The sequence below is a fragment of the Pseudomonas citrullilanati genome, from assembly GCF_030580855.1.
Lineage (GTDB): Bacteria > Pseudomonadota > Gammaproteobacteria > Pseudomonadales > Pseudomonadaceae > Aquipseudomonas > Aquipseudomonas citrulli.
Map to the genome: position 1 here is coordinate 1 of NZ_JAUQOP010000066.1, position 23,285 is coordinate 23,285.

General features: G+C 62.9%; 24 protein-coding genes. 11 read left to right on the plus strand and 13 right to left on the minus strand.

Annotated elements, in window-relative coordinates; all coding sequences use genetic code 11:
* Positions 1-144: 144 nt before the first annotated feature.
* Positions 145-1,305 carry a Do family serine endopeptidase AlgW gene (gene algW, locus Q6A48_RS25010; RefSeq protein ID WP_304557112.1) on the minus strand — a complete coding sequence of 387 codons (1,161 nt, stop codon included), beginning with the start codon at positions 1,303-1,305 and terminating at the stop codon, positions 145-147.
* Positions 1,306-1,409: 104 nt separating this feature from the next.
* Here algW and Q6A48_RS25015 point away from each other — a divergent pair, with 104 nt between their 5' ends.
* From Q6A48_RS25015 to cysN, 3 genes are all read left to right on the plus strand, one after another.
* On the plus strand, positions 1,410-2,168 hold the full coding sequence (locus Q6A48_RS25015) for a Nif3-like dinuclear metal center hexameric protein (RefSeq protein WP_304557113.1): 759 nt from the start codon (positions 1,410-1,412) through the stop codon (positions 2,166-2,168).
* 251 nt (positions 2,169-2,419) lie between these two features.
* Positions 2,420-3,337, plus strand: coding sequence for a sulfate adenylyltransferase subunit CysD (gene cysD / locus Q6A48_RS25020; protein ID WP_304557114.1), 918 nt, complete (start codon positions 2,420-2,422; stop codon positions 3,335-3,337).
* A 9-nt stretch (positions 3,338-3,346) separates the two neighbouring features.
* The gene (gene cysN, locus Q6A48_RS25025) at positions 3,347-5,245 is read left to right on the plus strand and encodes a sulfate adenylyltransferase subunit CysN (RefSeq protein ID WP_304557115.1); all 1,899 of its coding nucleotides are present in this window, start codon (positions 3,347-3,349) and stop codon (positions 5,243-5,245) included.
* 191 nt (positions 5,246-5,436) lie between these two features.
* Here cysN and yihG read toward each other — a convergent pair whose 3' ends face one another.
* The 3 genes from yihG to Q6A48_RS25040 form a co-directional block, all read right to left on the minus strand.
* Positions 5,437-6,345: a 1-acylglycerol-3-phosphate O-acyltransferase, YihG family gene (gene yihG, locus Q6A48_RS25030; protein WP_304557116.1), complete on the minus strand. Its 909-nt coding sequence runs from the start codon at positions 6,343-6,345 to the stop codon at positions 5,437-5,439.
* Positions 6,346-8,445, minus strand: coding sequence for a phosphate acetyltransferase (gene pta / locus Q6A48_RS25035; RefSeq protein ID WP_304557117.1), 2,100 nt, complete (start codon positions 8,443-8,445; stop codon positions 6,346-6,348).
* Positions 8,446-8,506: 61 nt separating this feature from the next.
* A complete protein-coding gene (locus Q6A48_RS25040) occupies positions 8,507-8,845 on the minus strand; it encodes a DUF3565 domain-containing protein (RefSeq protein ID WP_304557118.1) in 339 nt (112 codons plus the stop codon).
* On the opposite strand from Q6A48_RS25040, the gene Q6A48_RS25045 reads away from it, so the two are divergent.
* The 3 genes from Q6A48_RS25045 (at position 8,814) to Q6A48_RS25055 (ending at position 11,178) form a co-directional block, all read left to right on the plus strand.
* The gene (locus tag Q6A48_RS25045) at positions 8,814-9,299 is read left to right on the plus strand and encodes an FKBP-type peptidyl-prolyl cis-trans isomerase (protein ID WP_304557119.1); all 486 of its coding nucleotides are present in this window, start codon (positions 8,814-8,816) and stop codon (positions 9,297-9,299) included. The two genes, Q6A48_RS25040 and Q6A48_RS25045, sit on opposite strands and share 32 nt — an antisense overlap.
* A gap of 115 nt (positions 9,300-9,414) precedes the next feature.
* Complete coding sequence (locus tag Q6A48_RS25050; protein WP_304557121.1) at positions 9,415-9,897, plus strand: glutathione peroxidase; 483 nt, start codon at positions 9,415-9,417, stop codon at positions 9,895-9,897.
* A gap of 177 nt (positions 9,898-10,074) precedes the next feature.
* On the plus strand, positions 10,075-11,178 hold the full coding sequence (locus tag Q6A48_RS25055; protein WP_304557122.1) for an NADH:flavin oxidoreductase: 1,104 nt from the start codon (positions 10,075-10,077) through the stop codon (positions 11,176-11,178).
* A gap of 118 nt (positions 11,179-11,296) precedes the next feature.
* On the opposite strand, the gene Q6A48_RS25060 is transcribed toward Q6A48_RS25055, so the two are convergent.
* Both Q6A48_RS25060 and cysZ read right to left on the minus strand, forming a co-directional pair.
* Positions 11,297-12,496 (minus strand): glycosyltransferase family 4 protein, encoded by a 1,200-nt coding sequence (locus Q6A48_RS25060; RefSeq protein ID WP_304557123.1) that lies wholly within the window; start codon positions 12,494-12,496, stop codon positions 11,297-11,299.
* Positions 12,497-12,551: 55 nt separating this feature from the next.
* Positions 12,552-13,316, minus strand: coding sequence for a sulfate transporter CysZ (gene cysZ / locus Q6A48_RS25065; RefSeq protein ID WP_304557125.1), 765 nt, complete (start codon positions 13,314-13,316; stop codon positions 12,552-12,554).
* Between the two features lie 310 nt (positions 13,317-13,626).
* Between cysZ and trxB the strand changes: the two genes are divergently transcribed.
* The gene (gene trxB / locus Q6A48_RS25070) at positions 13,627-14,589 is read left to right on the plus strand and encodes a thioredoxin-disulfide reductase (RefSeq protein ID WP_030139882.1); all 963 of its coding nucleotides are present in this window, start codon (positions 13,627-13,629) and stop codon (positions 14,587-14,589) included.
* A 187-nt stretch (positions 14,590-14,776) separates the two neighbouring features.
* Here the strand turns inward: trxB and Q6A48_RS25075 are convergent, their stop codons facing one another.
* The 5 genes from Q6A48_RS25075 to folM all read right to left on the minus strand — a co-directional run bounded on the left by Q6A48_RS25075 (position 14,777) and on the right by folM (position 18,207).
* Positions 14,777-16,027: a 2-aminoadipate transaminase gene (locus Q6A48_RS25075; protein WP_304557127.1), complete on the minus strand. Its 1,251-nt coding sequence runs from the start codon at positions 16,025-16,027 to the stop codon at positions 14,777-14,779.
* Positions 16,028-16,325: 298 nt separating this feature from the next.
* Complete coding sequence (locus Q6A48_RS25080) at positions 16,326-16,664, minus strand: HopJ type III effector protein (protein WP_304557129.1); 339 nt, start codon at positions 16,662-16,664, stop codon at positions 16,326-16,328.
* Positions 16,657-16,953: a DUF1244 domain-containing protein gene (locus Q6A48_RS25085; RefSeq protein WP_042729389.1), complete on the minus strand. Its 297-nt coding sequence runs from the start codon at positions 16,951-16,953 to the stop codon at positions 16,657-16,659. Before Q6A48_RS25085 ends, Q6A48_RS25080 begins: the two co-directional genes overlap by 8 nt.
* Positions 16,954-17,054: 101 nt before the next feature.
* Positions 17,055-17,435, minus strand: a complete 381-nt coding sequence (folX, locus tag Q6A48_RS25090; protein ID WP_304557130.1) for a dihydroneopterin triphosphate 2'-epimerase — start codon at positions 17,433-17,435, stop codon at positions 17,055-17,057.
* Between the two features lie 61 nt (positions 17,436-17,496).
* A complete protein-coding gene (gene folM, locus Q6A48_RS25095) occupies positions 17,497-18,207 on the minus strand; it encodes a dihydromonapterin reductase (RefSeq protein WP_304557131.1) in 711 nt (236 codons plus the stop codon).
* Positions 18,208-18,396: 189 nt separating this feature from the next.
* On the opposite strand from folM, the gene Q6A48_RS25100 reads away from it, so the two are divergent.
* On the plus strand, positions 18,397-19,356 hold the full coding sequence (locus Q6A48_RS25100; RefSeq protein WP_304557132.1) for a MerR family transcriptional regulator: 960 nt from the start codon (positions 18,397-18,399) through the stop codon (positions 19,354-19,356).
* Here the strand turns inward: Q6A48_RS25100 and Q6A48_RS25105 are convergent, their stop codons facing one another.
* Together Q6A48_RS25105 and Q6A48_RS25110 are read right to left on the minus strand one after the other, a co-directional pair.
* Positions 19,357-19,962: a hypothetical protein gene (locus Q6A48_RS25105; protein WP_304557133.1), complete on the minus strand. Its 606-nt coding sequence runs from the start codon at positions 19,960-19,962 to the stop codon at positions 19,357-19,359.
* A gap of 54 nt (positions 19,963-20,016) precedes the next feature.
* Positions 20,017-20,493, minus strand: a complete 477-nt coding sequence (locus Q6A48_RS25110; protein ID WP_304557134.1) for a PAS domain-containing protein — start codon at positions 20,491-20,493, stop codon at positions 20,017-20,019.
* Between the two features lie 160 nt (positions 20,494-20,653).
* Here Q6A48_RS25110 and Q6A48_RS25115 point away from each other — a divergent pair, with 160 nt between their 5' ends.
* The 3 genes from Q6A48_RS25115 to Q6A48_RS25125 all read left to right on the plus strand — a co-directional run bounded on the left by Q6A48_RS25115 (position 20,654) and on the right by Q6A48_RS25125 (position 23,098).
* Complete coding sequence (locus Q6A48_RS25115) at positions 20,654-21,109, plus strand: flavodoxin (RefSeq protein WP_304557135.1); 456 nt, start codon at positions 20,654-20,656, stop codon at positions 21,107-21,109.
* Between the two features lie 304 nt (positions 21,110-21,413).
* On the plus strand, positions 21,414-22,196 hold the full coding sequence (locus Q6A48_RS25120; protein ID WP_304557136.1) for a class II aldolase/adducin family protein: 783 nt from the start codon (positions 21,414-21,416) through the stop codon (positions 22,194-22,196).
* Positions 22,196-23,098 (plus strand): alpha/beta fold hydrolase, encoded by a 903-nt coding sequence (locus Q6A48_RS25125; protein ID WP_304557137.1) that lies wholly within the window; start codon positions 22,196-22,198, stop codon positions 23,096-23,098. The genes Q6A48_RS25120 and Q6A48_RS25125 overlap by 1 nt, the downstream gene beginning before the upstream one ends.
* The last annotated feature ends 187 nt before the right edge of the window (positions 23,099-23,285 follow it).

Below are 23,285 nucleotides of genomic sequence, written 5' to 3' on the forward strand. Positions count from 1 at the left end.
TCTCGGGTGCTGGCACACCAGTGATAACTGNGGTCTCTGTCCCCGCGCGCACCTCAATCTTAAGTCGGACACTTGTTTGCTGCGCGACAGCGCAGCGTCGAAGACGCGGCGGCCACTCCCTCGCCACGAAGAAAGCGGAGCGGGTTATTGCTCTTCTTTGGCGGCCACTGGCGCGGGCGGCGGGCGCAGGCCGATTTCGGCGGTGAGCTTGAGCTCCTTGCCGTTGCGCATCACCTGGATGGTGACCTTGTCGGTCGGCTTGATCCGCGCCACCTGGTTCATCGAGCGGCGGCCATCGCCGGCCGGTTCGCCGTCGATGCTCAGGATCACGTCACCCAGTTGCAGGCCGGCCTTCTGCGCCGGGCCGTCGCGGAAAATCCCCGCGACCACGATGCCAGGCCGTCCGGACAGGCCAAAGGACTCCGCCAGTTCCTGGGTCAGCGGCTGGACCTCGATGCCCAGCCAGCCGCGAATCACCTGGCCGTGCTCGATGATGGACTTCATCACTTCCATCGCCAGTTTCACCGGGATCGCGAAGCCGATGCCCTGGCTGCCGCCGGACTTGGAGAAGATCGCCGTGTTGATCCCGGTGAGGTTGCCGTTGGCATCCACCAACGCACCGCCGGAGTTGCCCGGGTTGATCGCGGCGTCGGTCTGGATGAAGTCTTCGTAGTTGTTCAGGCCCAATTGGTTGCGGCCGGTGGCGCTGATGATGCCCATGGTCACGGTCTGGCCGACCCCGAACGGGTTGCCGATGGCCAGGGTCACGTCGCCGATGCGGATGCTGTCGGAGCGGCCGATGGTGATGGCGGGCAGGTTCTTCAGGTCGATCTTCAGCACCGCCAGGTCGGTTTCCGGGTCGCTGCCGATCACCCGGGCCAGGGTTTCACGACCGTCCTTGAGCGCCACCACGATCTGGTCGGCGCCGCTGGTGACGTGGTTATTGGTCAGGATGTAGCCTTCCGGGCTCATGATCACGCCCGAGCCCAGGCTCGACTCCATGCGCTTCTGCTTGGGCGAGTTGTCGCCGAAGAAACGCCGGAACTGCGGGTCTTCGAACAGCGGGTGGCTGGGCTTGTTGATGACCTTGGTGGTGTACAGGTTGACCACGGCCGGTGCCGCGGTGGTCACGGCGTCGGCGTAGGACACCGGGCCCTGCAACAGGGTCTTGGGCTGCGGCGCCTGCTGCAGGTTGACATCGAGGCTCGGCAGGCCGACCCATTCCGGGTAGCGCTGGATAATCAATAGAGCGACAAGCACGCCGGCCAACAGCGGCCAGCCGGAAAAACGCAGCGCCTTGAGCATTAAGCATGTCCTACAAAGGTTGCAGGCGGTATGGGACCGCCCATAATGTCGCGCATTATACGAGGCCGCGCGCGCCTCTGAACGGGATATTTAGGAGTCTTTTCATGGCCGTAGCCCTGAGCACCCTGGTCGAAGAAGCGGACCGCTACCTTACCAGCAACCGGATCGCCGATTATTGCCCCAACGGCCTGCAAGTCGAGGGCGCGCCCCAGGTGATGCGCATCGTCAGCGGGGTCACGGCCAGCCAGGCTCTGCTCGATGCGGCGGTGGAAGCCGGCGCCGACCTGGTGCTGGTGCACCACGGTTACTTCTGGAAGGGCGAGAACCCCTGCGTCACCGGCATGAAGCAGCGCCGCCTGAAGACCCTGCTCAAGCACGACATCAGCCTGCTGGCCTATCACCTGCCGCTGGATCTGCACCCCGAGGTGGGCAACAACGTGCAACTGGCTCGCCAGTTGGACATCACGGTCGAGGGGCCGCTGGACCCGGACAACCCCAAGGTCGTCGGCCTGGTGGGTTCCCTGGCCGAGCCGATGACCGCCCGGGATTTCGCCCGTAAGGTCCAGGAGGTCATGGGCCGCGAACCGCTGCTGATCGAAGGCGAGCAGATGATCCGGCGAGTCGGCTGGTGTACCGGCGGCGGCCAGGGCTATATCGACCAGGCGATACTGGCCGGGGTCGACCTGTACCTCAGCGGCGAAGCGTCGGAGCAGACCTTCCACAGCGCCCGGGAAAACGGCATCAGTTTCATCGCCGCCGGCCACCACGCGACCGAACGCTACGGCGTCCAGGCCCTGGGCGAGTACCTGGCGCGCCGGTTTGCCTTGGAGCACATCTTCATCGATTGCCCGAATCCGATCTGACTTATCCTGAACTGAATGTGGAAGCCAGCCTGTGGGAGCTAAGCTTGCTCGCGATAGCGGTATTGCATGTACCGACGTCGTCGCGAGCAAGCTTTGCTCCCACAGAGGCCGCCGCAACGCCCGAACCACCAGGCATATCCATATGCTGTTTCGATCTAGTTGGCGCCCTGATTAGAAGGGGTCGCTGTGCTAGGATTCCCCGCTCGAACACGGCCCGCTGGCCGTTCATAAGATAGTTTTCGTGAGTAGCCATGGTCGACAAACTGACGCACCTGAAACAGCTGGAGGCGGAAAGCATCCACATCATCCGCGAGGTGGCCGCCGAGTTCGATAACCCGGTGATGCTGTACTCCATCGGCAAAGACTCCGCCGTGATGCTGCACCTGGCACGCAAGGCGTTCTTCCCTGGCAAGCTGCCGTTTCCGGTGATGCACGTCGACACCCGCTGGAAATTTCAGGAGATGTACAAGTTCCGCGACCGCATGGTCGAGGAACTGGGCCTGGACCTGATCACCCATGTGAACCCCGAAGGCGTGGCGCAGGGTATCAACCCGTTCACCCACGGCAGTGCCAAGCACACCGACATCATGAAGACCCAGGGCCTCAAGCAGGCACTGGACAAGCATGGCTTCGACGCCGCGTTCGGCGGCGCCCGCCGCGACGAGGAAAAATCCCGTGCCAAGGAGCGCGTCTACTCGTTCCGCGACAGCAAGCACCGCTGGGACCCGAAGAACCAGCGTCCGGAGCTGTGGAACGTCTACAACGGCAAGGTCAACAAAGGCGAGTCGATCCGGGTATTCCCGCTGTCGAACTGGACCGAGCTGGACATCTGGCAGTACATCTACCTCGAAGGCATCCCGATCGTGCCGCTGTACTTCGCCGCCGAGCGTGACGTCATCGAGAAGAACGGCACGCTGATCATGATCGACGACGAGCGCATCCTCGAGCACCTGTCCGACGAGGACAAGGCCCGTATCGTCAAGAAGAAAGTGCGTTTCCGTACCCTTGGCTGCTACCCGTTGACGGGCGCGGTGGAGTCCGAGGCCGAAAGCCTGACGGACATCATCCAGGAAATGCTCCTGACGCGAACTTCCGAGCGCCAGGGCCGGGTCATCGACCACGATGGCGCAGGCTCGATGGAAGATAAAAAACGTCAAGGTTATTTCTAAGGGGCTGTCATGTCGCATCAATCTGATTTGATCAGCGAGGACATCCTCGCCTACCTGGGCCAGCACGAGCGTAAAGAGCTGCTGCGCTTTTTGACCTGCGGCAACGTCGATGACGGCAAGAGCACCCTGATCGGGCGCCTGCTGCACGACTCCAAGATGATCTACGAGGATCACCTGGAAGCCATCACCCGCGATTCGAAGAAAGTCGGCACCACCGGTGACGATATCGACCTCGCGTTGCTGGTCGACGGCCTGCAGGCCGAGCGCGAGCAGGGCATCACCATCGATGTCGCGTACCGCTATTTCTCCACCGCCAAGCGCAAGTTCATCATCGCCGACACCCCCGGCCATGAGCAGTACACCCGCAACATGGCCACCGGTGCCTCCACCTGCGACCTGGCGATCATCCTGGTGGATGCGCGCTATGGCGTGCAGACCCAGACCCGGCGCCACAGCTTCATCGCCTCGTTGCTGGGCATCAAGCACATCGTCGTGGCCATCAACAAGATGGACCTCAAGGACTTCGACCAGGGCGTGTTCGAGTCGATCAAGGCCGACTACCTGAAGTTCGCCGAAGGCTTGAAGATGAAGCCTTCGAGCATGCATTTCGTGCCGATGTCGGCCCTCAAGGGCGACAACGTGGTGAACAAGTCCGAGCGCTCGCCGTGGTACACCGGCCAGTCGCTGATGGAGATCCTCGAGACCGTGGAAGTGGCGGGCGACCGTAACTTCACCGACCTGCGCTTCCCGGTGCAGTACGTCAACCGTCCGAACCTGAACTTCCGTGGTTTTGCCGGCACCCTGGCCAGCGGCATCGTGCACAAGGGCGACGAAGTGGTGGTGTTGCCTTCGGGCAAGAGCAGCCGGGTCAAGTCCATCGTCACCTTCGAAGGCGAGCTGGAGCAGGCCGGTCCAGGCCAGGCGGTGACGCTGACCATGGAAGACGAGATCGACATCTCCCGGGGCGACCTGCTGGTGCATGCCGACAACGTGCCGCCGGTCACCGACAGCTTCGAAGCGATGCTGGTGTGGATGGCCGAAGAGCCGATGCTGCCGGGCAAGAAATACGACATCAAGCGGGCCACCAGCTACGTGCCGGGTTCGATTGCCAGCATCGTCAACAAGGTCGACGTGAACACCCTTGAGGAAGGCCCGGCCAGCGCGTTGCAACTCAACGAGATCGGCAAGGTGAAGATCGCCCTCGATGCGCCGATCGCCCTGGATGGCTACGAGAGCAACCGCACCACCGGCGCGTTCATCGTCATCGATCGCCTGACCAACGGCACGGTCGGTGCCGGCATGATCGTGGCCCAGCCATTGGCCCACGGCAGCAGCACCCATCACGGCAAGCTCGCCCATGTATCGGTGGAGGAACGCGCCCAGCGTTTCGGCCAGCAGCCGGCCACGGTCCTGTTCAGTGGCCTGTCGGGCGCCGGCAAGAGCACGCTGGCCTATGCGGTCGAGCGCAAGCTGTTCGACTCGGGGCGTGCGGTGTTCGTGCTCGACGGCCAGAACCTGCGCCATGACCTGAACAAGGGCCTGCCGCAAGACCGTGCCGGACGCACCGAGAATTGGCGCCGTGCGGCCCACGTCGCCCGCCAGTTCAACGAAGCCGGCCTGTTGACCCTGGCGGCCTTCGTGGCGCCGAGTGCCGAAGGGCGTGAGCAGGCCAAGGACCTGATCGGACGCGAGCGTCTGCTGACGGTCTACGTCCAGGCTTCGCCGAGCGTGTGTGCCCAGCGTGATCCGCAAGGGTTGTACGCCGCCGCCGGCGACAACATCCCCGGCGAGTCCTTCCCGTACGACGTTCCACTGGATGCCGACCTGGTAATCGACACCCAGTCGCTGACCCTGGAAGAGAGTGTCAAGCAGGTGCTGGAGCTGCTGCGCAGTCGTGGCGCGATCTAAGGGGCGCAGCCTCTAGCTTCAAGCGGCAAGTAAAAGCCCGCAGGTGAGCAATCATCTGCGGGCTTTTTTCATTTCCAAGGGACAACTCGGTCAACTGTGGGAGCGGGCTTGCTCGCGAAGGCGGTGTATCAGCTAACAAATGTGTTGTCTGACATTCCGCTTTCGCGGGCAAGCCCGCTCCCACAAGGGAGTCAGTGTTGGCCTGGGTATTCGCGATGCATCTGCCCGAGCAACGCATCCTTGTCCTGCCACAGCTGGTTGATCCAGCCCTGGAATTCCAGGCGATAGGCGCCGTCCAGGTCGTAGCTCTTGCCGATGAACTGCGGCGGGATCTTCAGCTCCTGGAAGTGCACCACCACCTCGGCCACGTTGCCGCACAGCAGGTCCCAATACCCCGGGCGTGCGCCGGGATAGTGGATGGTCACGTTGATGATCGACTCCAGTTGCTCGCCCATGGCGTCCAATACGAAGGCGATGCCGCCGGCCTTGGGCTTGAGCAGGTAGCGAAACGGTGACTGCTGCTGGACGTGCTTGCCCTCGGTGAAGCGCGTGCCTTCGACGAAGTTGAAGATGCCCACCGGGTTGTCGCGAAACTTCGCGCAGGTCTTGCGGGTGGTTTCCAGGTCCTTGCCTTTCTTTTCCGGGTGCTTCTCCAAAAAGGCCTTGGAATAGCGCTTCATGAACGGGAATCCCAGCGCCCACCAGGCCAGGCCGATCACCGGCACCCAGATCAGCTCCTGCTTGAGGAAGAACTTCAATGGGCGCACACGGCGGTTCAGCACGTACTGCAGCACCATGATGTCGACCCAGCTCTGGTGGTTGCTGGTGACCAGGTACGAGTGCTGGTAGTCCAGGCCTTCCAGGCCGCTGAGGTGCCAGCGGGTACGGCGCAACAGGTTCATCCAGGCCTTGTTGTTGCTGATCCAGGCTTCATGGATGCGGCTCATCAGCCAGTCGGTGAAGCGCTGGGCGGCAGGGAAGGGCAGCAGCAACTTGAGGATCGCCACGATGAACAGCGGCGTACAGCAGACGATGGTGTTGAGGGCCAGCAGCAGCGAGGCGATCACGCCGCGGACCGGGGGAGGCAGGAAGTCCAGCATTTAAATGTCCATGGGTCGGTTGGCGGCTTGGATCGCGGTCAGGGCGATGGTGTATACGATGTCGTCGACCTGGGCGCCGCGAGGCAAGTCGTTCACCGGTTTGCGCAGGCCTTGCAGCATCGGCCCGAGGCTGACGCAGTCGGCGCTGCGTTGCACGGCCTTGTGGGTGGTGTTGCCGGTGTTCAGGTCGGGAAAGATGAACACCGTCGCCCGGCCGGCCACCTGGCTGTTCGGCGCCAGTTGACGGGCCACGGTTTCGTTGGCGGCGGCGTCGTATTGCAGCGGGCCGTCGATCAGCAGGCCATGCTGCGCCTCGTGGGCCAGCAGGGTGGCTTCGCGGACTTTCTCCACTTCTTCGCCGCTGGCCGATTCGCCGCTGGAATAACTGAGCATCGCCACCCGTGGCGTGATGCCGAACGCCGCGGCCGAGTCGGCGCTCTGCAAGGCGATCTCCGCCAGTTCCGCGGCGCTGGGGTGCGGGTTCATCACGCAGTCGCCGTAGACCAGCACTTCTTCGGGAAACAGCATGAAGAACACCGAGGACACCAGGGAGCAACCCGGGGCGGTCTTGATCAGTTGCAAGGCCGGGCGGATGGTGTTGGCGGTGGAGTGGATGACGCCGGACACCAGCCCGTCCACTTCATCGAGCGCCAGCATCATGGTGCCGATGACCACGGTGTCTTCCAGTTGCTGCTCGGCCATCGGCGCGTTCAGGCTCTTGCTCTTGCGCAGCCGCACCATGGGCTCGACGTAGCGCTCGCGGATCGCGTCCGGGTCGAGAATCTCCAGCCCCGGCGGCAGCTCGATGCCTTGGGCGCGCGCCACGGCCTCGACGTCGGCCGGCTTGGCCAGCAACACGCACCGGGCGATGCCCCGGGCCTGGCAAATGGCGGCGGCCTGGACGGTCAGCGGCTCGCTGCCTTCGGGCAGGACGATGCGCTTGTTGGCGGCCTGGGCGCGCTGGATCAATTGATAGCGGAACACCGCGGGCGACAGGCGTAGCTCCCGGGGCGTGCCGCAGCGCTGGTGCAGCCAGTTGGCATCCAGGTGGCTGGCGACGAAATCGGTGATGATCTCGGCGCGTTCGCGGTCGTCGATCGGGATCTCCCGGTTCAGGCCGTTGAGCAGGTTGGCGGTGTCATAGGAACCGGTGCTCACCGACAGCACCGGCAGGCCGGCCTGCAAGGCACCACGGCACAGGTCCATGATACGCGGGTCGGGCAGGGTGTCGCTGGTCAGCAACAGGCCCGCCAGCGGCACGCCGTTGATGGCGGCCAGGCTCACGGCCAGGATGATGTCGTCGCGATCGCCGGGGGTGACCACCAGCACGCCGGGCTTGAGCAGTTCCACCGTATTGCGCATGGTGCGGGCGCAAATGATGATGTTGCTCATGCGCCGGCTTTCATAGTCGCCGGCGTTGAGCACCTGTGCGCCCATCAGGTCGGCCACGTCGCGGGTGCGCGGGGCGTTGAGTTCCGGGCGAAACGGGATGCAACCCAGCAGGCGGAAATCCCCGCTGCGCAGCAGGGGCGAGTGTTCCTTGAGGCGGGCGGAAAACGCCTCCATGCTTTCGTCGGTGCGGACCTTGTTCAGGATCACGCCGAGCACCTTCGGGTCCTTCGGCCCGCCGAACAACTGGGCCTGCAGTTCGACCCGCCCGGAAAGCTCGGTCAGCACTTCGTTCTCCGGTGCCGACACCAGGATGACCTCGGCGTCCAGGCTCTTGGCCAGGTGCAGGTTGACCCGGGCGGCATAACTGGCGTTGCGGGTCGGGACCATGCCTTCGACCACCAACACGTCCTTGCCAATGGCGGCCTGCTGGTAAAGGGTGATGATTTCTTCCAGCAGCTCATCGAGCTGACCGTCGCCGAGCATGCGTTCGACGTGGGCCAGGCCCAGGGGCTGTGGCGGTTTCAGGCCATGGGTGCGCGCCACCAGTTCGGTCGAGCGCTCCGGCCCGGTGTCACCGGGATGCGGCTGGGCGATGGGCTTGAAAAAGCCGACTTTCAGCCCGGCCCGTTCGAGGGTACGCACCAGGCCGAGGCTGATGGAGGTCAGGCCCACGCCAAAATCGGTGGGCGCGATAAAAAAAGTTTGCATGCGGGTTCTCTAATGGTGCATGGCAAGGGCGAGGCCTATGTCTGGCCGTCTGCCGTGAAATTCAGTCGCCAAGGTTATCGCTAACGGGGGCCTGCGCGCACCAGCCGCAATCAAAGGGCTGGCCTATTTTTTCAATACGTTGCGCCGGGTCCAGCACCCAGGCCCGGGATTGCCACGGCGGCTGGTGGCGCAGATGCTGGGTATGGCCACAGGACAGCTCGGCCACCCAGTGCCCATCCTCGTCCTGGTGGAAACCGCTGACCGTCGGTCTGGCGGTGCAGGCCCGTTTGTCCGGGTTCCGTTCGCTTTCGGGCAAATCCTTGTTTAGACTTGTCCGTTCTTCATTCTTATGCAAAAGGTCTCGCCCCATGCTGATCGCCGCCAATAAGGCTGTCTCCATCGACTATACCCTGACCAACGACGCTGGTGAGGTCATCGACAGCTCTGCCGGCGGCGCTCCGCTGGTCTACCTGCATGGTGCAGGCAACATCATCCAGGGCCTGGAAAAAGCCCTGGAAGGTAAAACCACCGGTGACGAGCTGAACGTGACCGTCGAGCCGGAAGACGCCTATGGCGAATACTCCGCCGAACTGGTCAGCACCCTGAGCCGCAGCATGTTCGAAGGCGTCGACGAGCTGGAAGTGGGCATGCAGTTCCACGCCTCGGCCCCCGATGGCCAGATGCAGATCGTCACCATCCGCGACCTGGAAGGCGACGACGTCACCGTCGACGGCAACCACCCGCTGGCCGGCCAGCGCCTGAACTTCAAGGTCAAGATCGTCGACATCCGTGACGCCAGCCAGGAAGAAGTCGCCCATGGTCACGTCCATGGCGAAGGTGGTCATCACCACTGATTTTCTGCGCTACGCTCAGAGAACTGGAAAGGCGCCGTGAGGCGCCTTTTTTGGTCGGTTGCTGTTAGCATCGGCCGTGGCTGTTTCGAAAAGACCTGCAAACCTGGAGTTCGTCATGAGTGCTTTCCACGACCTTACACTCAAAGCCCTGGATGGTCAGGAGCTCCCCCTGGCGCCGTTCAAGGGGCAAGTCGTGCTGGTGGTCAACGTCGCCTCCAAATGTGGCCTGACGCCTCAGTACGCCGCGCTGGAAAACCTCCACCAGCAATTCAAGGACCGGGGCTTCAGCGTGCTGGGCCTGCCCTGCAACCAGTTCGCCGGGCAGGAACCGGGGACCGAGCAGGAGATCCAGGACTTCTGCAGCCTCAACTATGGCGTCACCTTTCCGTTGTCCAGCAAGCTGGAAGTGAACGGTCATGACCGTCATCAGTTGTACCGCCTGCTGGCGGGCGAGGGCGCCGAGTTTCCCGGCGACATCACCTGGAACTTCGAGAAGTTCCTGCTCGGCAAGGACGGTCGCGTCCTGGCCCGTTTCTCGCCACGCACGGCGCCGGATGACCCTGCCGTGATCCAGGCGATCGAGAAAGCGCTGGGCTGAAGGCCCGGCAGTGAACCCTGTGGCGAGGGGATAAATCCCCTCGCCACAGGTTTGCACTCGATCCACTCAGCCCCTTTTGATCCTTAATCATTCAAATCAATAGTGCTACCCAGTCCTCGCCAAGCTCCATATTATCGTCGTCATATCCGACCTGTGACTTCGTCCTTGGAGTGCCTCATGCCTGCAACAGCCCTGTTCAAACCCTTCCAGCTTGGCGCGTTCGAGCTGCCGACCCGCGTGGTGATGGCGCCGATGACCCGTTCCTTCTCGCCGGGCGGGGTGCCGAATGCCAAGGTGGTCGAGTACTACCGCCGCCGCGCTGCCGCCGGTGTCGGCCTGATCATCACCGAAGGCACCACGGTCGGCCACAAGGCTTCCAACGGTTATCCGAACGTGCCGCATTTCTACGGTGACGCCGCGCTGGCCGGTTGGAAGCAGGTGGTCGACGCGGTCCATGCCGAAGGCGGCAAGATCGTCCCGCAGTTGTGGCACGTGGGCAGTGTGCGCCGCATCGGCACCGAACCGGATGCCAGCGTGCCGGGCTATGGTCCGAGCGAAAAGCTCAAGGACGGCCAGGTGGTGGTCCACGGCATGACCCAGGCGGACATCGACGAGGTCATCGCTGCGTTCGCCCAGGCGGCGAAGGACGCCCAGGCCATCGGCATGGACGGCGTGGAGATCCATGGCGCCCACGGCTACCTGGTGGACCAGTTCTTCTGGGAAGGCAGCAACCAGCGCACCGACGGCTACGGTGGCAGCCTGGCCAACCGTTCGCGCTTCGCGATCGAGCTGATCCGGGCCGTGCGCGCGGCGGTGGGCGAGGGCTTCCCGATCATCTTCCGTTTCTCCCAGTGGAAACAGCAGGACTACACGGCGCGCCTGGTACAGACCCCTGAAGCCTTGGGTGAATTCCTCCAGCCCCTGTCCGACGCTGGCGTGGATATCTTTCACTGCTCGACACGTCGTTTCTGGGAGCCGGAGTTCGACGGCTCCGAGCTGAACCTGGCGGGTTGGACCCGCAAGTTGACCGGCAAGCCGACCATCACTGTCGGCAGTGTCGGCCTGGACGGCGAGTTCCTGCAGTTCATGGTCAACACCGACAAGGTCGCGCAGCCGGCCAGTCTGGAGAAACTCCTGGAACGTCTGAACAATGATGAGTTCGATCTGGTGGCGGTAGGGCGTGCACTGCTGGTGGATCCGGACTGGGCGCAGAAAGTGCGCGAAGGCCGGGAGCAGGAAATCTTGCCGTTCAGTCGCGATGCGTTGATGACGCTGGTCTAAGCGGCGCCTTCTAGGGCCTCATCGCGGGCAAGCCTTGCTCCCACAGGATTATCAGCTGTTCACAAATAATGTGTTCACTGAAGATCCATGTGGGAGCAAGGCTTGCCCGCGATGCTTTTCAGCGTGGCGACACGACTTGGGGCAATGGCAATTCGGTCTGACAAACCCCCCGCAACTGCGCCTCGAACTGCTCGATCACCGCCGCCCAGCCCTGGCGACTGGCATGCTGGCGCGCATTGAGCCGCACGCAACGCAAGTTCTCCCGGGCCTCCAGCAGCCAACAAGCGGCGTCGCAGAAGGCCTCTTCATCCCCTGGCATCGCCAACACGCCGTTATAGCCATGACGAATGTGCTGGGCCGCCGCGGCCTGGTCATAGGCCACCACGCCCAGCCCCGACGCCAGTGCCTCCAGCACGACATTACCGAAGGTTTCGGTCAGGCTTGGAAAGACGAACATGTCCCCGCAGGCATAGTGCCTGGCCAGGGCTTCGCCACGTTGCGAGCCACAGAAAATCGCCTCGGGCAGTGCCTGTTCCAGTTCGGCGCGCTGCGGGCCGTCGCCGATCACCACCAGCTTCATCCGCCGCTCCGGGAATGTGCTGCGCAGCCTGTCGAAACTGCGCTTGAGCAACCCGAGGTTCTTCTCCGGTGCCAAGCGCCCGACTTGCATCACTGCGATGTCGTCATCACCCAGGCCCCAGGCCTCGCGCAGGCTGGCCGAGCGTTTTATCGGGTGAAACAGCTGGCTGTCCACGCCCCGCGACAACAGCGCAACGCGTTCGAAATGCCGCCGCTCCAGCTCCAGGCGCTGGCTGAGGCTGGGCACCAGGGTCAGGTTGGAGCGGTTGTGAAACCAGCGCAGGTAGTGCGTGAGCACACGGCTCAACAGCCCGAGCCCGTATTGCTGGGTGTACTGCTGGAAGTTGGTGTGGAAACCGCTGACCACGGCGATGCCCAGGCGCCGTGCCGCGCGCAACGCTGACAGGCCCAGCGGGCCTTCCGTGGCGATGTACAGCACATCGGGACGGTGGCGTTTCCAGCGCCGCAGCAGCTTGTGCATCGAAGACTGGCCCCACTGCAGGCCCGGGTACCCCGGTAGCGGCCAGCCCCGGCACAGCAGCAACCGCTCGTCACTGGCCTGGCGCTGGTCATCGACCTGGCGCGGCCGGATCAGCTCGACCCGGTGCCCTCGCGCACGCAGGCCGTCGTACAGGCGGCCCAGGGTATTGGCGACACCGTTGATTTCCGGCGGGAAGGTTTCAGTGATGAGGGTGATGTGCAGGTGTGTGGTCATGACCCCAGTGTCGACCGGGGCCATGTCGTCATTGTGACGCCAGGATGATGGATTCGTGACGCTGGGTGGCCGCCGTTGGCTACACCGCCCGGCCCTGGCGCGCCAAGGCGGTCTCGGCGCCTTGCTCGCGGACCCAGAACAACGTGGCCCCGGCCACGGCCGCCGGCATCATCAGGATGTTGACCAGCGGGATCAGCAACGCCAGGTAGACGCTGCCGCCAAAGCCCAGGCTCTGCCAGCGCTTTTCCCGCAGCCAGGCGAGCATTTCGTTCCAGCCCAGCTTGTGGTTGTCCGCCGGGTAGTCGATGTACTGGATCGCCATCATCCACACCCCGAACAGCAGCCACAGCGGCGCCGCCACCAGGTTGACCACCGGAATGAAGGACAGCACGAACAGCCCCAGGGCGCGGGGCAGGAAATAGCCGAGCTTGCGCGCTTCCCGGGCGAGCGTGCGGGGGACCATCGCGATCAGCTCGCCCCAGCTGAAGGCCGGGAAGTCGTCGGTGCCGCGAACCACCACCTCGACCTTCTCCGCGAGGAAACCGTTGAAGGGCGCGGCGATGATGTTGGCGAGCAGGGTAAAGGTGAAGAACACCATCAGCACCACCAGCACCACGAACAACGGCCAGAGGATGTAGCTGAGGAAGCCCAGCCAGTCCGGCAGCGAAGGCATCAGCGTGTCGACCCACAGGCTGAACTGATGGCCGGCCAGGTAGATCAGCCCGACGAACAGCACCAGGTTGATGGCCAGTGGCAGCAGGACGAACAGGCGCAGGCCCGGGCTCAAGACCAGCTTGAGACCTTCTTGCAGGTATTGCGGGCCGGACAGGACGGGGGCGCGCATGGGAAGCTCCGAACGAAGTTGATCGCGCCGACCTTACCGGCTTTGGCGGACATGGGAAAGCGGCGACATGGCGTGTAACAACGTTTCACGCCACAACCCCTGCTATCGGAGCGACGATTGCGGATAGAGCTCACCTATGAGCTGGATTGTTAAACCGTATTTCCTTAATCTTCGCTCCCTCGATACGCTGCACCCATTCTTTTTCAGGACCGTCGAACCCAAGCCTTCCCCAAGTGCGTCAACGGTCTTTTTTATTCACGCCGCTCACCCGGCGTTCCGGGCCGCAGGGTCCGGTCAACAGGAGCAGGTCATGTCAGAAGTCCGTCATTCGCGAGTGATTATCCTCGGTTCCGGCCCTGCCGGTTACAGCGCCGCCGTCTACGCGGCCCGTGCCAACCTCAAGCCATTGCTGATCACCGGCATGCAGGCCGGCGGTCAACTGACCACCACCACCGAGGTCGACAACTGGCCGGGCGACGTCCACGGCCTGACCGGCCCGGCGCTGATGGAGCGCATGAAGGAACACGCCGAGCGCTTCGAAACCGAGATCGTTTTCGACCACATCAATGCCGTGGATTTCGCCGCCAAGCCGTACACCCTGACCGGTGACAGCGCGACCTACACCTGCGATGCCCTGATCATCGCCACCGGTGCCAGCGCCCGCTACCTGGGCCTGCCGTCGGAAGAAACCTTCATGGGCAAGGGCGTCTCCGCCTGCGCCACCTGCGACGGCTTCTTCTACCGCAACAAGCCCGTGGCCGTGGTCGGCGGCGGCAACACCGCTGTCGAGGAAGCCTTGTACCTGGCCAACATCGCCAGCACGGTGACCCTGATCCACCGTCGTGAAACCTTCCGCGCCGAGAAGATCCTGATCGACAAGCTCAACGCCCGCGTTGCCGAAGGCAAGATCATCCTCAAGCTCAACGCGACCCTGGACGAAGTACTGGGCGACAACATGGGCGTGACCGGTGCACGCCTGAAGAACAACGACGGCAGCTTCGACGAAATCAAGGTCGACGGCGTGTTCATCGCCATCGGCCACACCCCGAACACTTCGCTGTTCGAAGGCCAGTTGGAGCTCAAGGACGGTTACCTGGTGGTCAAGGGCGGCCGCGACGGCAACGCCACCGCCACCAGCGTCGAAGGCATCTTCGCCGCCGGTGACGTGGCCGACCACGTCTACCGCCAGGCCATCACCTCGGCCGGCGCCGGTTGCATGGCGGCCCTGGACACCGAGCGTTACCTGGACGGCCTGCAGAACGCTTCGTTCTGATTCATCGGGCAATGAAAAAACCGGCTTCGGCCGGTTTTTTATTGCCTGGATTCTGTCGGTGATCCCTGTGGGAGCGAGCCTGCTCGCGATGGCTGTGTATCAGTCAACATCGAGGCTGGCTGAGCTGGCGCTATCGCGAGCAAGCTCGCTCCCACAGGTTTTTTTGTGTGGTTAGACGCCGTGCATTTCAGGCCAGCTTCGCCAGGCACGCCTCCAGGATGTCCAGCCCCTCTTCCAGCATTGCTGGCTCGATCGTCAGCGGCGCCAGCAGCCGGATGATGTGCCGCGATTTGCCGCTGGGCATCAGCAGCAAGCCCGATTCCCGCGCAAGGGCCAGCAATTGGGTCAGCTGCGCCGGTGCCGGGGAGCCGTCGGCGTGGGCCAGTTCGAGGCCGCGCATGGCGCCGACCCCGGTCAGGCGGCCCAGGTAGGGCGTCAGCCCACGACGGCGCCAGGTTTCGTAGCGGCTGACGATCGCGGCTTCCTGTTGCGTGCCCCAGGTGTGCAGGTGGGCATCGGTCATTTCGTCCAGGGTCGCCAGCGCGGCGGCGCAGGCGATGGGGTTGCCCGAGTAAGTGCCACCCAACCCGCCCTTGGGCAGGTTGTCCAGCAACGCCTTGCGCCCCACCACGGCCCCCAGCGGTACGCCGCCGGCGATGCTCTTGCCCAGCAGGATCAGGTCCGGCTCGATGCCCAGGCGCGAGAATGCGAAGCGCTGGCCGGTGCGACCGAAGCCGGACTGGATTTCATCGACGATCAGCACGATCCCCCGGTCATCGCAGAACTTGCGCAGGGCCTGGGCGAAGGGCACATCCAAGGCCAGGAAGCCGGCTTCGCCCTGCACCGGTTCGATGATGAAACAGGCCACGTCGTTCACGTCGATCTCGACGCTGAACAGCAGCTCCATGGCCTTGAGGGCCTGGGCGCACGTGACGTCGTTGTCCGGGCTTGGATACGGCAGGTGGTAGACCGGGCCGGGCAGGACGCCGATCTTCTGTTTGTAAGGCGCGACCTTGCCATTGAGGTTGAGCGTGGCCAGGGTGCGGCCATGGAAAGCACCGTCAAACGCAACGACGGCGGTGCGGCCGGTGGCGCCGCGTACGATTTTCAAGGCGTTTTCCGCCGCTTCGGCACCGCTGTTGGTGAGCATGCCGCTGACCGCGTAGTCCACCGGCATGAACGCCGCCAGGCGCTCCATCAGCTCGATGTACGGCGCGTGAGGGGCGGCATTGAACGCATAGTGGGTCAGCCGGGTCGCCTGGGTGCGAATTGCCTCGACGATGGGCGGGTGGCAATGGCCGAGGTTCAACACGCCGATGCCGCCGACGAAATCGATGTAGCGCTTGCCCTCGGTGTCCCAGACTTCGGCGTTCCTGCCGTGGCTGAGGCTGACGGGGTGCACGATGGAAATCGATTGGCTGATGGTTTCGCTGCTCATGAATGACCGCTCGCAAGGGAAGAAGGCGTGCGTTATTCAAGCGGTGAGCGAAGGGACCCGGCAAACGAAATAAAGTCGCCGGGTCAATCTTAAAAGTCGGGATGTGGATAAGTGCCTGGCGTTTTTGAGTTCCTGTGGCGAGGGGATTTATACCCGTTGGGCTGCGCAGCAGCCCTGAAATCTGATACTCGGTGTGTCAGACAGATTGAGTCATTGGCTGATGGGGCTGCTGCACAGCCCAGCGGGGATAAATCCCCTCGCCACAAACGTGGACCTGTCACCGAGGGAAGGCTTTGGCTCAGCGCCGTTGCAGCGGCGGCGCCTCGAACGTCACGCCGGCCAAGCCATGGGCCATCAGCGCGCGGATGTTGCCGTGATCGCTGCCTTCGGGGGTGGCCAGCACCGAACGGTAATGCTCGCCGAACGCCAGCAAGGCTTCTTCGTCGCTCAAGCCTTCGAGCAGCGCCAGGCCGAGGGTCTTGCAGGAGCCTTCGTTCTGCCCGGCGGCGTTGGTCACGCCGCCATTGGTGAAGGCCCGGGGTTGGTAGTCGTAGCCGTCGGCGATGAAGGCCAGGGTGTCGGCGAAGAGGTGTTCACCGCTCATGAGGCGGGTGCGCAGGGTGGCGAGATCAGGCATCGGGTTTTCCTTTGGCGAACGCCGCTTGTTGTTCGGCGCTGGCTTCTTTCTGGTATTGGGCCTTCCACTCGGCATAGGGCATGCCGTAGATCACTTCGCGGGCTTCATCGAGGCTGACCTCGATCTGGCGTTCGTCGGCAGCGGCCTTGTACCACTTGGACAGGCAGTTGCGGCAGAAGCCGGACAGGTTCATCAGGTCGATGTTCTGCACATCCTTGCGGCTGTCCAGGTGGGCTACCAGCCGGCGGAAAGCGGCGGCTTCGAGTTCGAGGCGTTGTTGCTCGTTCATGGTGGTCTCTGCAAGACAGCTTCAAGGGGCAAGCTTCAAGCTGCAAGTTGATTGGCGGTTTTCATTCAGGCTTGAAGCTTACAGATTGAGGCCTGTAGCGGCTACGCAGTAGCCCGGCTCGCCGCCAGTGTGATCGACACCGATTCGGCGAAGCGCAAGGCGTGGGGCTTGTCGACTTCGACTTCGGCGTACAGCACCGACTCGTTGGCCATGATCAGGTCCAGCAGCTCCTGGGTCAGGCGTTCGAGCAGGGCGAAACGGTTGCCTTCCACATGGGCGATGACGGCCTTGGTGATGGTGCGGTAGTTCAGCGCGTGTTCGATGTCGTTGTCGCGCACCGCATCCTGGGCGGCGTAGAGGATGGTCAGGTTGATCAACACATCCTGCTTGTTGAGGATTTCGTCCTCGTTGATGCCGATGAAGGTGCGCAGGCGCAGGTCCTTGACCTTGATGCGTGCCATGGCTGGCTGAAGTTGTGACATTTAGTTGCTCCGTCGAATCAATTGCAGAAACTCATGAAGGCCCACGGCGGGCATCCCTCGGCTATTTGACGTGCCGTCCGCCATTGACGGTCAGGGTCGTACCGGTGACATACGGGTTGTCCAGCAGGTAGCGCAGGCTCTGGTAGACCACTTCGCTGCCGGGCTCGATGCCCAGTGCGGACTTGGCCAGTGCCTTGGCTCGATAGGCCGCGTCGTCTTCGGGATTGAACATTAGCAGGGCCGGGGCGATACCGTTGACCTTGACGGCCGGGGCGTACTTCGCCGCGAACGACAGGGTCAGGCTTTCGAGGCCGGCCTTGGTGGCGCAGTAGGCGATGTGCCGGCTGCTGCCCTTGCGCGTCACGTCATCGCTGATGTGCACGATATCCGCCGGGATGGACCGTTGCAGCAGCCCGGCGCAATGCAGGTTGATCAGGTACGGCGCCAGCATGTGCACGCCGAACATGGCGCCGAACACCCGGGCTTCGTTGCCCGGGTCTTCGGCCAGCCACGCCGAGGCGTTGTGCACGATGGCCCGCAAGCGATCGGTGTGCTGCCCCAGGTGTTCGATAAAAGACATGATCCCGGCTTCGCTGGAGAAGTCGGCAAACAGCACGGTCGCGCCCAGGTCCCGCAGCACTTGCACCCCCGGGCGTTCGGTGCGATAGGTCGCGATCACTGGCTGGCCGTCTTCCAGCAAGCGTCGGGCGCAGTGCAGGCCGACGCGTTGGGCGGCGCCGGTGATCAGGATCGGAGCGGTGGCGCTGGGCATAGGGGGCTCGGTTCGCGGCTGGAGTAAAAACTATAACAGCGACGGGGGGCGTCTCCTATGTGGAGGGGCGATATTCCAGATCGCGCACAAAACAACAAAATCGCGCAATGACCGATGTTTGCTCTTGTCATGACGACCGGGGGGAGGAGTACACTGGGATCCAATTTGCCAGCCGGGCGGTCTGCCAAAATGAGCGCAATTGTCGAGAATAACGCTATTTTCGGGGCCTCCAGTGCCTTGACGCGCGAAGACTTGTTTCCGATTCGTGAAGTCGCACGCCTGACCGGCGTGAACCCCGTGACGCTGCGCGCCTGGGAGCGTCGCTACGGCCTGATCCAGCCCACCCGGACCGAAAGCGGACACCGCTTGTATTCATTGGGCGACATCGAAAAGGTCCGCAGCATCCTGGCCTGGATCGAGCGCGGCGTGGCGGTGAGCAAGGTCGGCAAGATCCTGGCGAAAACCGAGTCGCTGCAGCCGGTCTCCGCGTTGATCCCTTCCGACCTGGTCAGGGCCGACTACGCCCAGTGGCAGCAGCAGGTGGCGGACGCAGTGGGCAATTTCGACGACGTGGAACTGGATCGCGTCTACGGCCAGGTCTTTTCCACCTATGCCGCGCCCATCGTCTTCCAGGACATCCTGATGCCGCTCTGGCGCCAACTGCTGCAACGCCAGCAGGTGTTCGGGCAAACCAGCGAGTGGGTGTTCCTCGATGGTTTCCTGCGATCGCGCATCATCCAGCGCTTGCTGCTCAAGCGCGAGGGCGTGTCGCGACGGGTGCTGGTCTGCGCCATCGCCGGCCAGTGTCGCGAGCTGGAGCTGCTGGTCACCGCGCTGTTCCTGTCCAAGGCGGATGTAGGCGTGCGGGTGCTGGCGACGGGCGTGCCTTTCGATGAACTGACCCTGGTGTGCCAGAAGATCCAGCCGCTGGCGCTGGTGCTGGTCTCCCACCACGCGCCCGTCCCCGAATTGCCCAAGCGCCTGGGCAAGTTGGCCATGAGCCTGGATTGTCCGCTGTTGCTGGCCGGCGATGCCTCCGACCTGGCGCAGGACGCCCTGGCCGGTTCATCGATCGGCTGCCTGGGAAATGAAGGAACGGTGATGCGCCAGCGCCTGCGTCAATTCCTGGCAGGCAACCTGGACACCTGATCAGAGATGCAGGGTGGGGTGGGTCAGGCGATGTTGCTGCAGGATGTACTGGCGCAGGCGTTCGGTCTCGTCCTGGTCATCCTGGTTCAGGTGGTAGGCGTACAGGCCTCGATCGGTTTCCCGCTCGAAAGTGCCTCGCAATGAAATCCGCTCGTAGCCGGAGGGGCTGAACCACAAGGCGAATTGCTTGAGTGGCTTGGTACGACTGCGATTTTCCAGCAGGACGCCTTTGCAGGACACCTCGTGCACCCAGAGCGAACCCGGTTGGCCCTTGATGTTCTCCAGCGCTACGGGCTCTTCGAGGGTCAGGCGCCAGGGCCGTATCTTCGGACCGTCTTCGTAGATGCTCGGTACGCCGAGGCGCAGGTGCATTGCGTGGAATTCGTCTTCCACCAGGTGCAGGGGGAAGGTCATCTGCTGGTTTTCGAAGTTGGCTTGCAGCGTTACCTGCTCGTTCGCGGCCAGGCGCGTCAACAGGTCACGGATCTGCGACCCGCCGTTTACCAGCAAGCTCGACGTGACATCCCGCTCATTCAGCTGCGGGTTGTGCTGCATGGTCCGGATGAAGTCCAGCTCATCCTGCGTCAGTAGGGCGTCGCGCGGCATGATCGGCTCGCAGGGGTGATTTGCATTTTCACTGGTGATTGTAGTGACTGACCGTTAATTCGCTATTTGGTTTGCACCGTTCGTCGCCTCGAGGCGAGCGATGGTTGCCCGCGCCTCGGCCAGTTCCTTCTCCAACAGGGCGGTGCGCTGCTGGGCCTTGACCTGGGCCGTGACGTCCTTTTGCACACCGACGAAATAAGTGCGCCCGTCGGCTTCGTTTTTCACCGTGGACAGCGACAACTCATTCCAGAACGGCGTGCCGTCCTTGCGGTAGTTGCGCAGCACCTCGCGGCAGGCGCCGCCTTCCTTCAAGGCTTGGCGAATGCTCTGCAGGGAGGGCTGGTCGCGATCGCCCGACTGGAGGAAACGACAATCCTGGTAGAGGACTTCCTCGCGGCTGTAGCCGGTCAGTTTTTCGAAGGCCGGGTTCACGTAGATCAGGATATTGTCCTCGTCACCTTCTTTTTCGGCGATGACAATCCCGTCGTTTGTCGCGTTGATGACCAGTTGCATCAAATGAGCGTTGATCATGGTACAGCCCCCGTTGGAACATCCTTGTTTAGAGCAAGCATTCTAGAAGATTTGGACAGGCTGTCTACTGGCCATCACCCATGGTTGAGAGCGATTCGCAACGCAGCCGGCGCAGCTGTTACTATCCCTGGCTCTTTTGTTCAGGCTCAGGATCAGATTGATGAAAGTCGCCATTCTTTCCGGCTCGGTCTATGGTACCGCCGAAGAAGTCGCCCGGCACGCCGCCAAACTGCTCGAAGCGGCGGGTTTCGAGGCGTGGCACAACCCGCGTGCGACCCTGGCGGAGCTCCAGGCCTTCGGCCCGCAGGCGATGCTGGGGGTGACCTCGACGACAGGCATGGGTGAGTTGCCGGATAACTTGATGCCGTTGTACTCGACCCTGCGCGACCAACTGCCGGCATTCCTTCGCGGGTTGCCCGGTGCGGTGATCGGCTTGGGCGATGCCAGCTACGGGGATACCTTCTGCGCAGGCGGCGAGCAGATGAGCGAGCTATTCGCCGAGCTGGGCGTGCGTGAGGTGCTGCCCATGCTGCGCCTGGACGCCAGCGAGAGTGTCACGCCGGAAAGCGACGCCGAGCCATGGATAGAAACGCTGATCGAGGCGTTGCGTGCGTGACGCCCCCCGGCTGACTCGCTTGGCCAGTAAGCTGGCTGCCAATGCAACTAGTGGCCTGTGTGGCTAATTCGTATACTCAACTTCGGCGCCAGAATTTGCCTCGCTGCGTTGCCATTCCTCGCCGTAGCTGGCTACGACTCGTCATGGCGCCTTGCGCGGCAAACCCTGGCACTCGAATTTGAGTACCCGAATTAACCGTACAGGCCACTAGCACCCTGGAAATAGCTGGCTAGACTGATTTTCTTGCGTATGAAGTTTTGCCAAGTGCGATTCACATAATAAGAAAATGCAGGGAGTCAGAGCCATGAGCGTTGCACCCGTCGAAACGACACTCGGCATCAAGGAACAGGTCAGTGCGGCTGAATGGCAAACCCGGGTGGACCTTGCCGCCTGTTATCGCCTGGTGGCGATGCATGGCTGGGATGACCTGATCTTCACCCATATTTCCGCGAAGGTTCCCGGCACCGAGGATTTCCTGATCAACCCGTACGGGCTGATGTTCCATGAAATCACCGCCTCCAGCCTGGTCAAGGTCGACCAGGCCGGTAACAAGTTGATGGACAGCCCCTATGACATCAACCCCGCCGGCTACACCATCCACAGCGCCGTGCACGAGGTGCGCCACGACGTGACGTGCGTGCTGCATACCCATACCGCCGCTGGCGTGGCGGTATCGGCACAGAGGCAGGGGGTGCTGCCGATCAGCCAGCAGTCGCTGTTCGTGTTGTCGAGCCTGGCCTATCACGCCTACGAAGGCGTGGCCTTGAACCACGAAGAGAAGGCGCGCTTGCAGGCGGACCTGGGCGACAACAATTTCCTGATATTGCACAACCATGGCTTGCTGACCTGCGGCGGCACCATCGCCGACACGTTCCTGATGATGTTCATTTTCCAGCGCGCCTGTGACATCCAGGTCCTGGCGCAGAACGGCGGCGCCGAACTGATCGGCATCGAACCACAGATCCTGGCTGGCGCCCGGGCGATGGTCGCCGGGGTGACGAAGAGTGCCCAGGGCATGGGCGGCGCGCTTGCCTGGCCGGCGTTGTTGCGCAAGCTCGATCAACAAGACAGCGGGTACAAGCACTGATGCCCCTGGCCCAGATTCCCCTGCGTATCTGGCGCCAGCGCAGCCAGATCTTCATGTTCCGTGGCCATGCCATTCGTTATTGGGTGGCGGGGCAGGGCGAGCCGCTGCTGCTGATCCACGGTTTCCCCACCGCCAGTTGGGACTGGCATTACCTATGGCAACCGTTGGCACAGCGCTACCGGGTGATTGCCTGCGACATGCTCGGGTTCGGCGACTCCGCCAAGCCGACGGATCATGCCTACAGCCTGCTGGAGCAGGCCGACCTGCAACAGGCCTTGCTGGCGCACCTGGGTGTGCGGGAAGGGGTTCACGTGCTGGCCCACGATTACGGTGACAGCGTGGCCCAGGAACTCATCGCCCGGCACTATGAAGCGCGCATTCACGTCGCCAGTTGTGTCTTTCTCAATGGTGGCCTGTTCCCGGAAACCCATCGACCGGTGTTGGCCCAGAAGCTGCTGCTCAGCCCGCTGGGCTGGCTGCTGGGACGGGCGTTTTCGCGGCAGAGCCTGGTGAAGAGTTTCCGGCAGATCTTCGGCCCCCGCACCGGCCCCACCGAAAGCGTGTTGGATGATTTCTGGAGCCTGATAGAGGCTCATCATGGTCCGCGGATCATGCACAAGCTCATTGCCTATATCCCTGAGCGGCGGGTGCAGCGTGATCGCTGGGTGCAGGCGATGCAGCGCGGCGGCGTGCCCATGCGGGTGATCGACGGGGCGCTTGATCCGATTTCCGGGGAGCACATGGTGGCGCGTTATGAGGCGTTGATTCCCAATCCGGATACGGTGCTGCTGCCTGAGATTGGTCACTATCCGCATACTGAGGCGCCGGTGCAGGTGCTCACGCATTACCTGGCGTTTCGGGAGAAAATTGGGGTGAGGTATTGGCGGGTGGCTTGTTCTTGAGTGGGTGGCTTGGTGGGGTGGGTATTGGGGACATATCCGTTGTTGTGGTAGTGGCGGCTGGCTGTTCCGCCCTTACGGCGGGTTACTTTTGGCAGACGCCCCAAAAGTAACCAAAAGGTCTTCGCCCGGTATGACTCACCCACATGGGTTACAAATCAGTTCACGCACATAGGTAACAGTTTTTAAC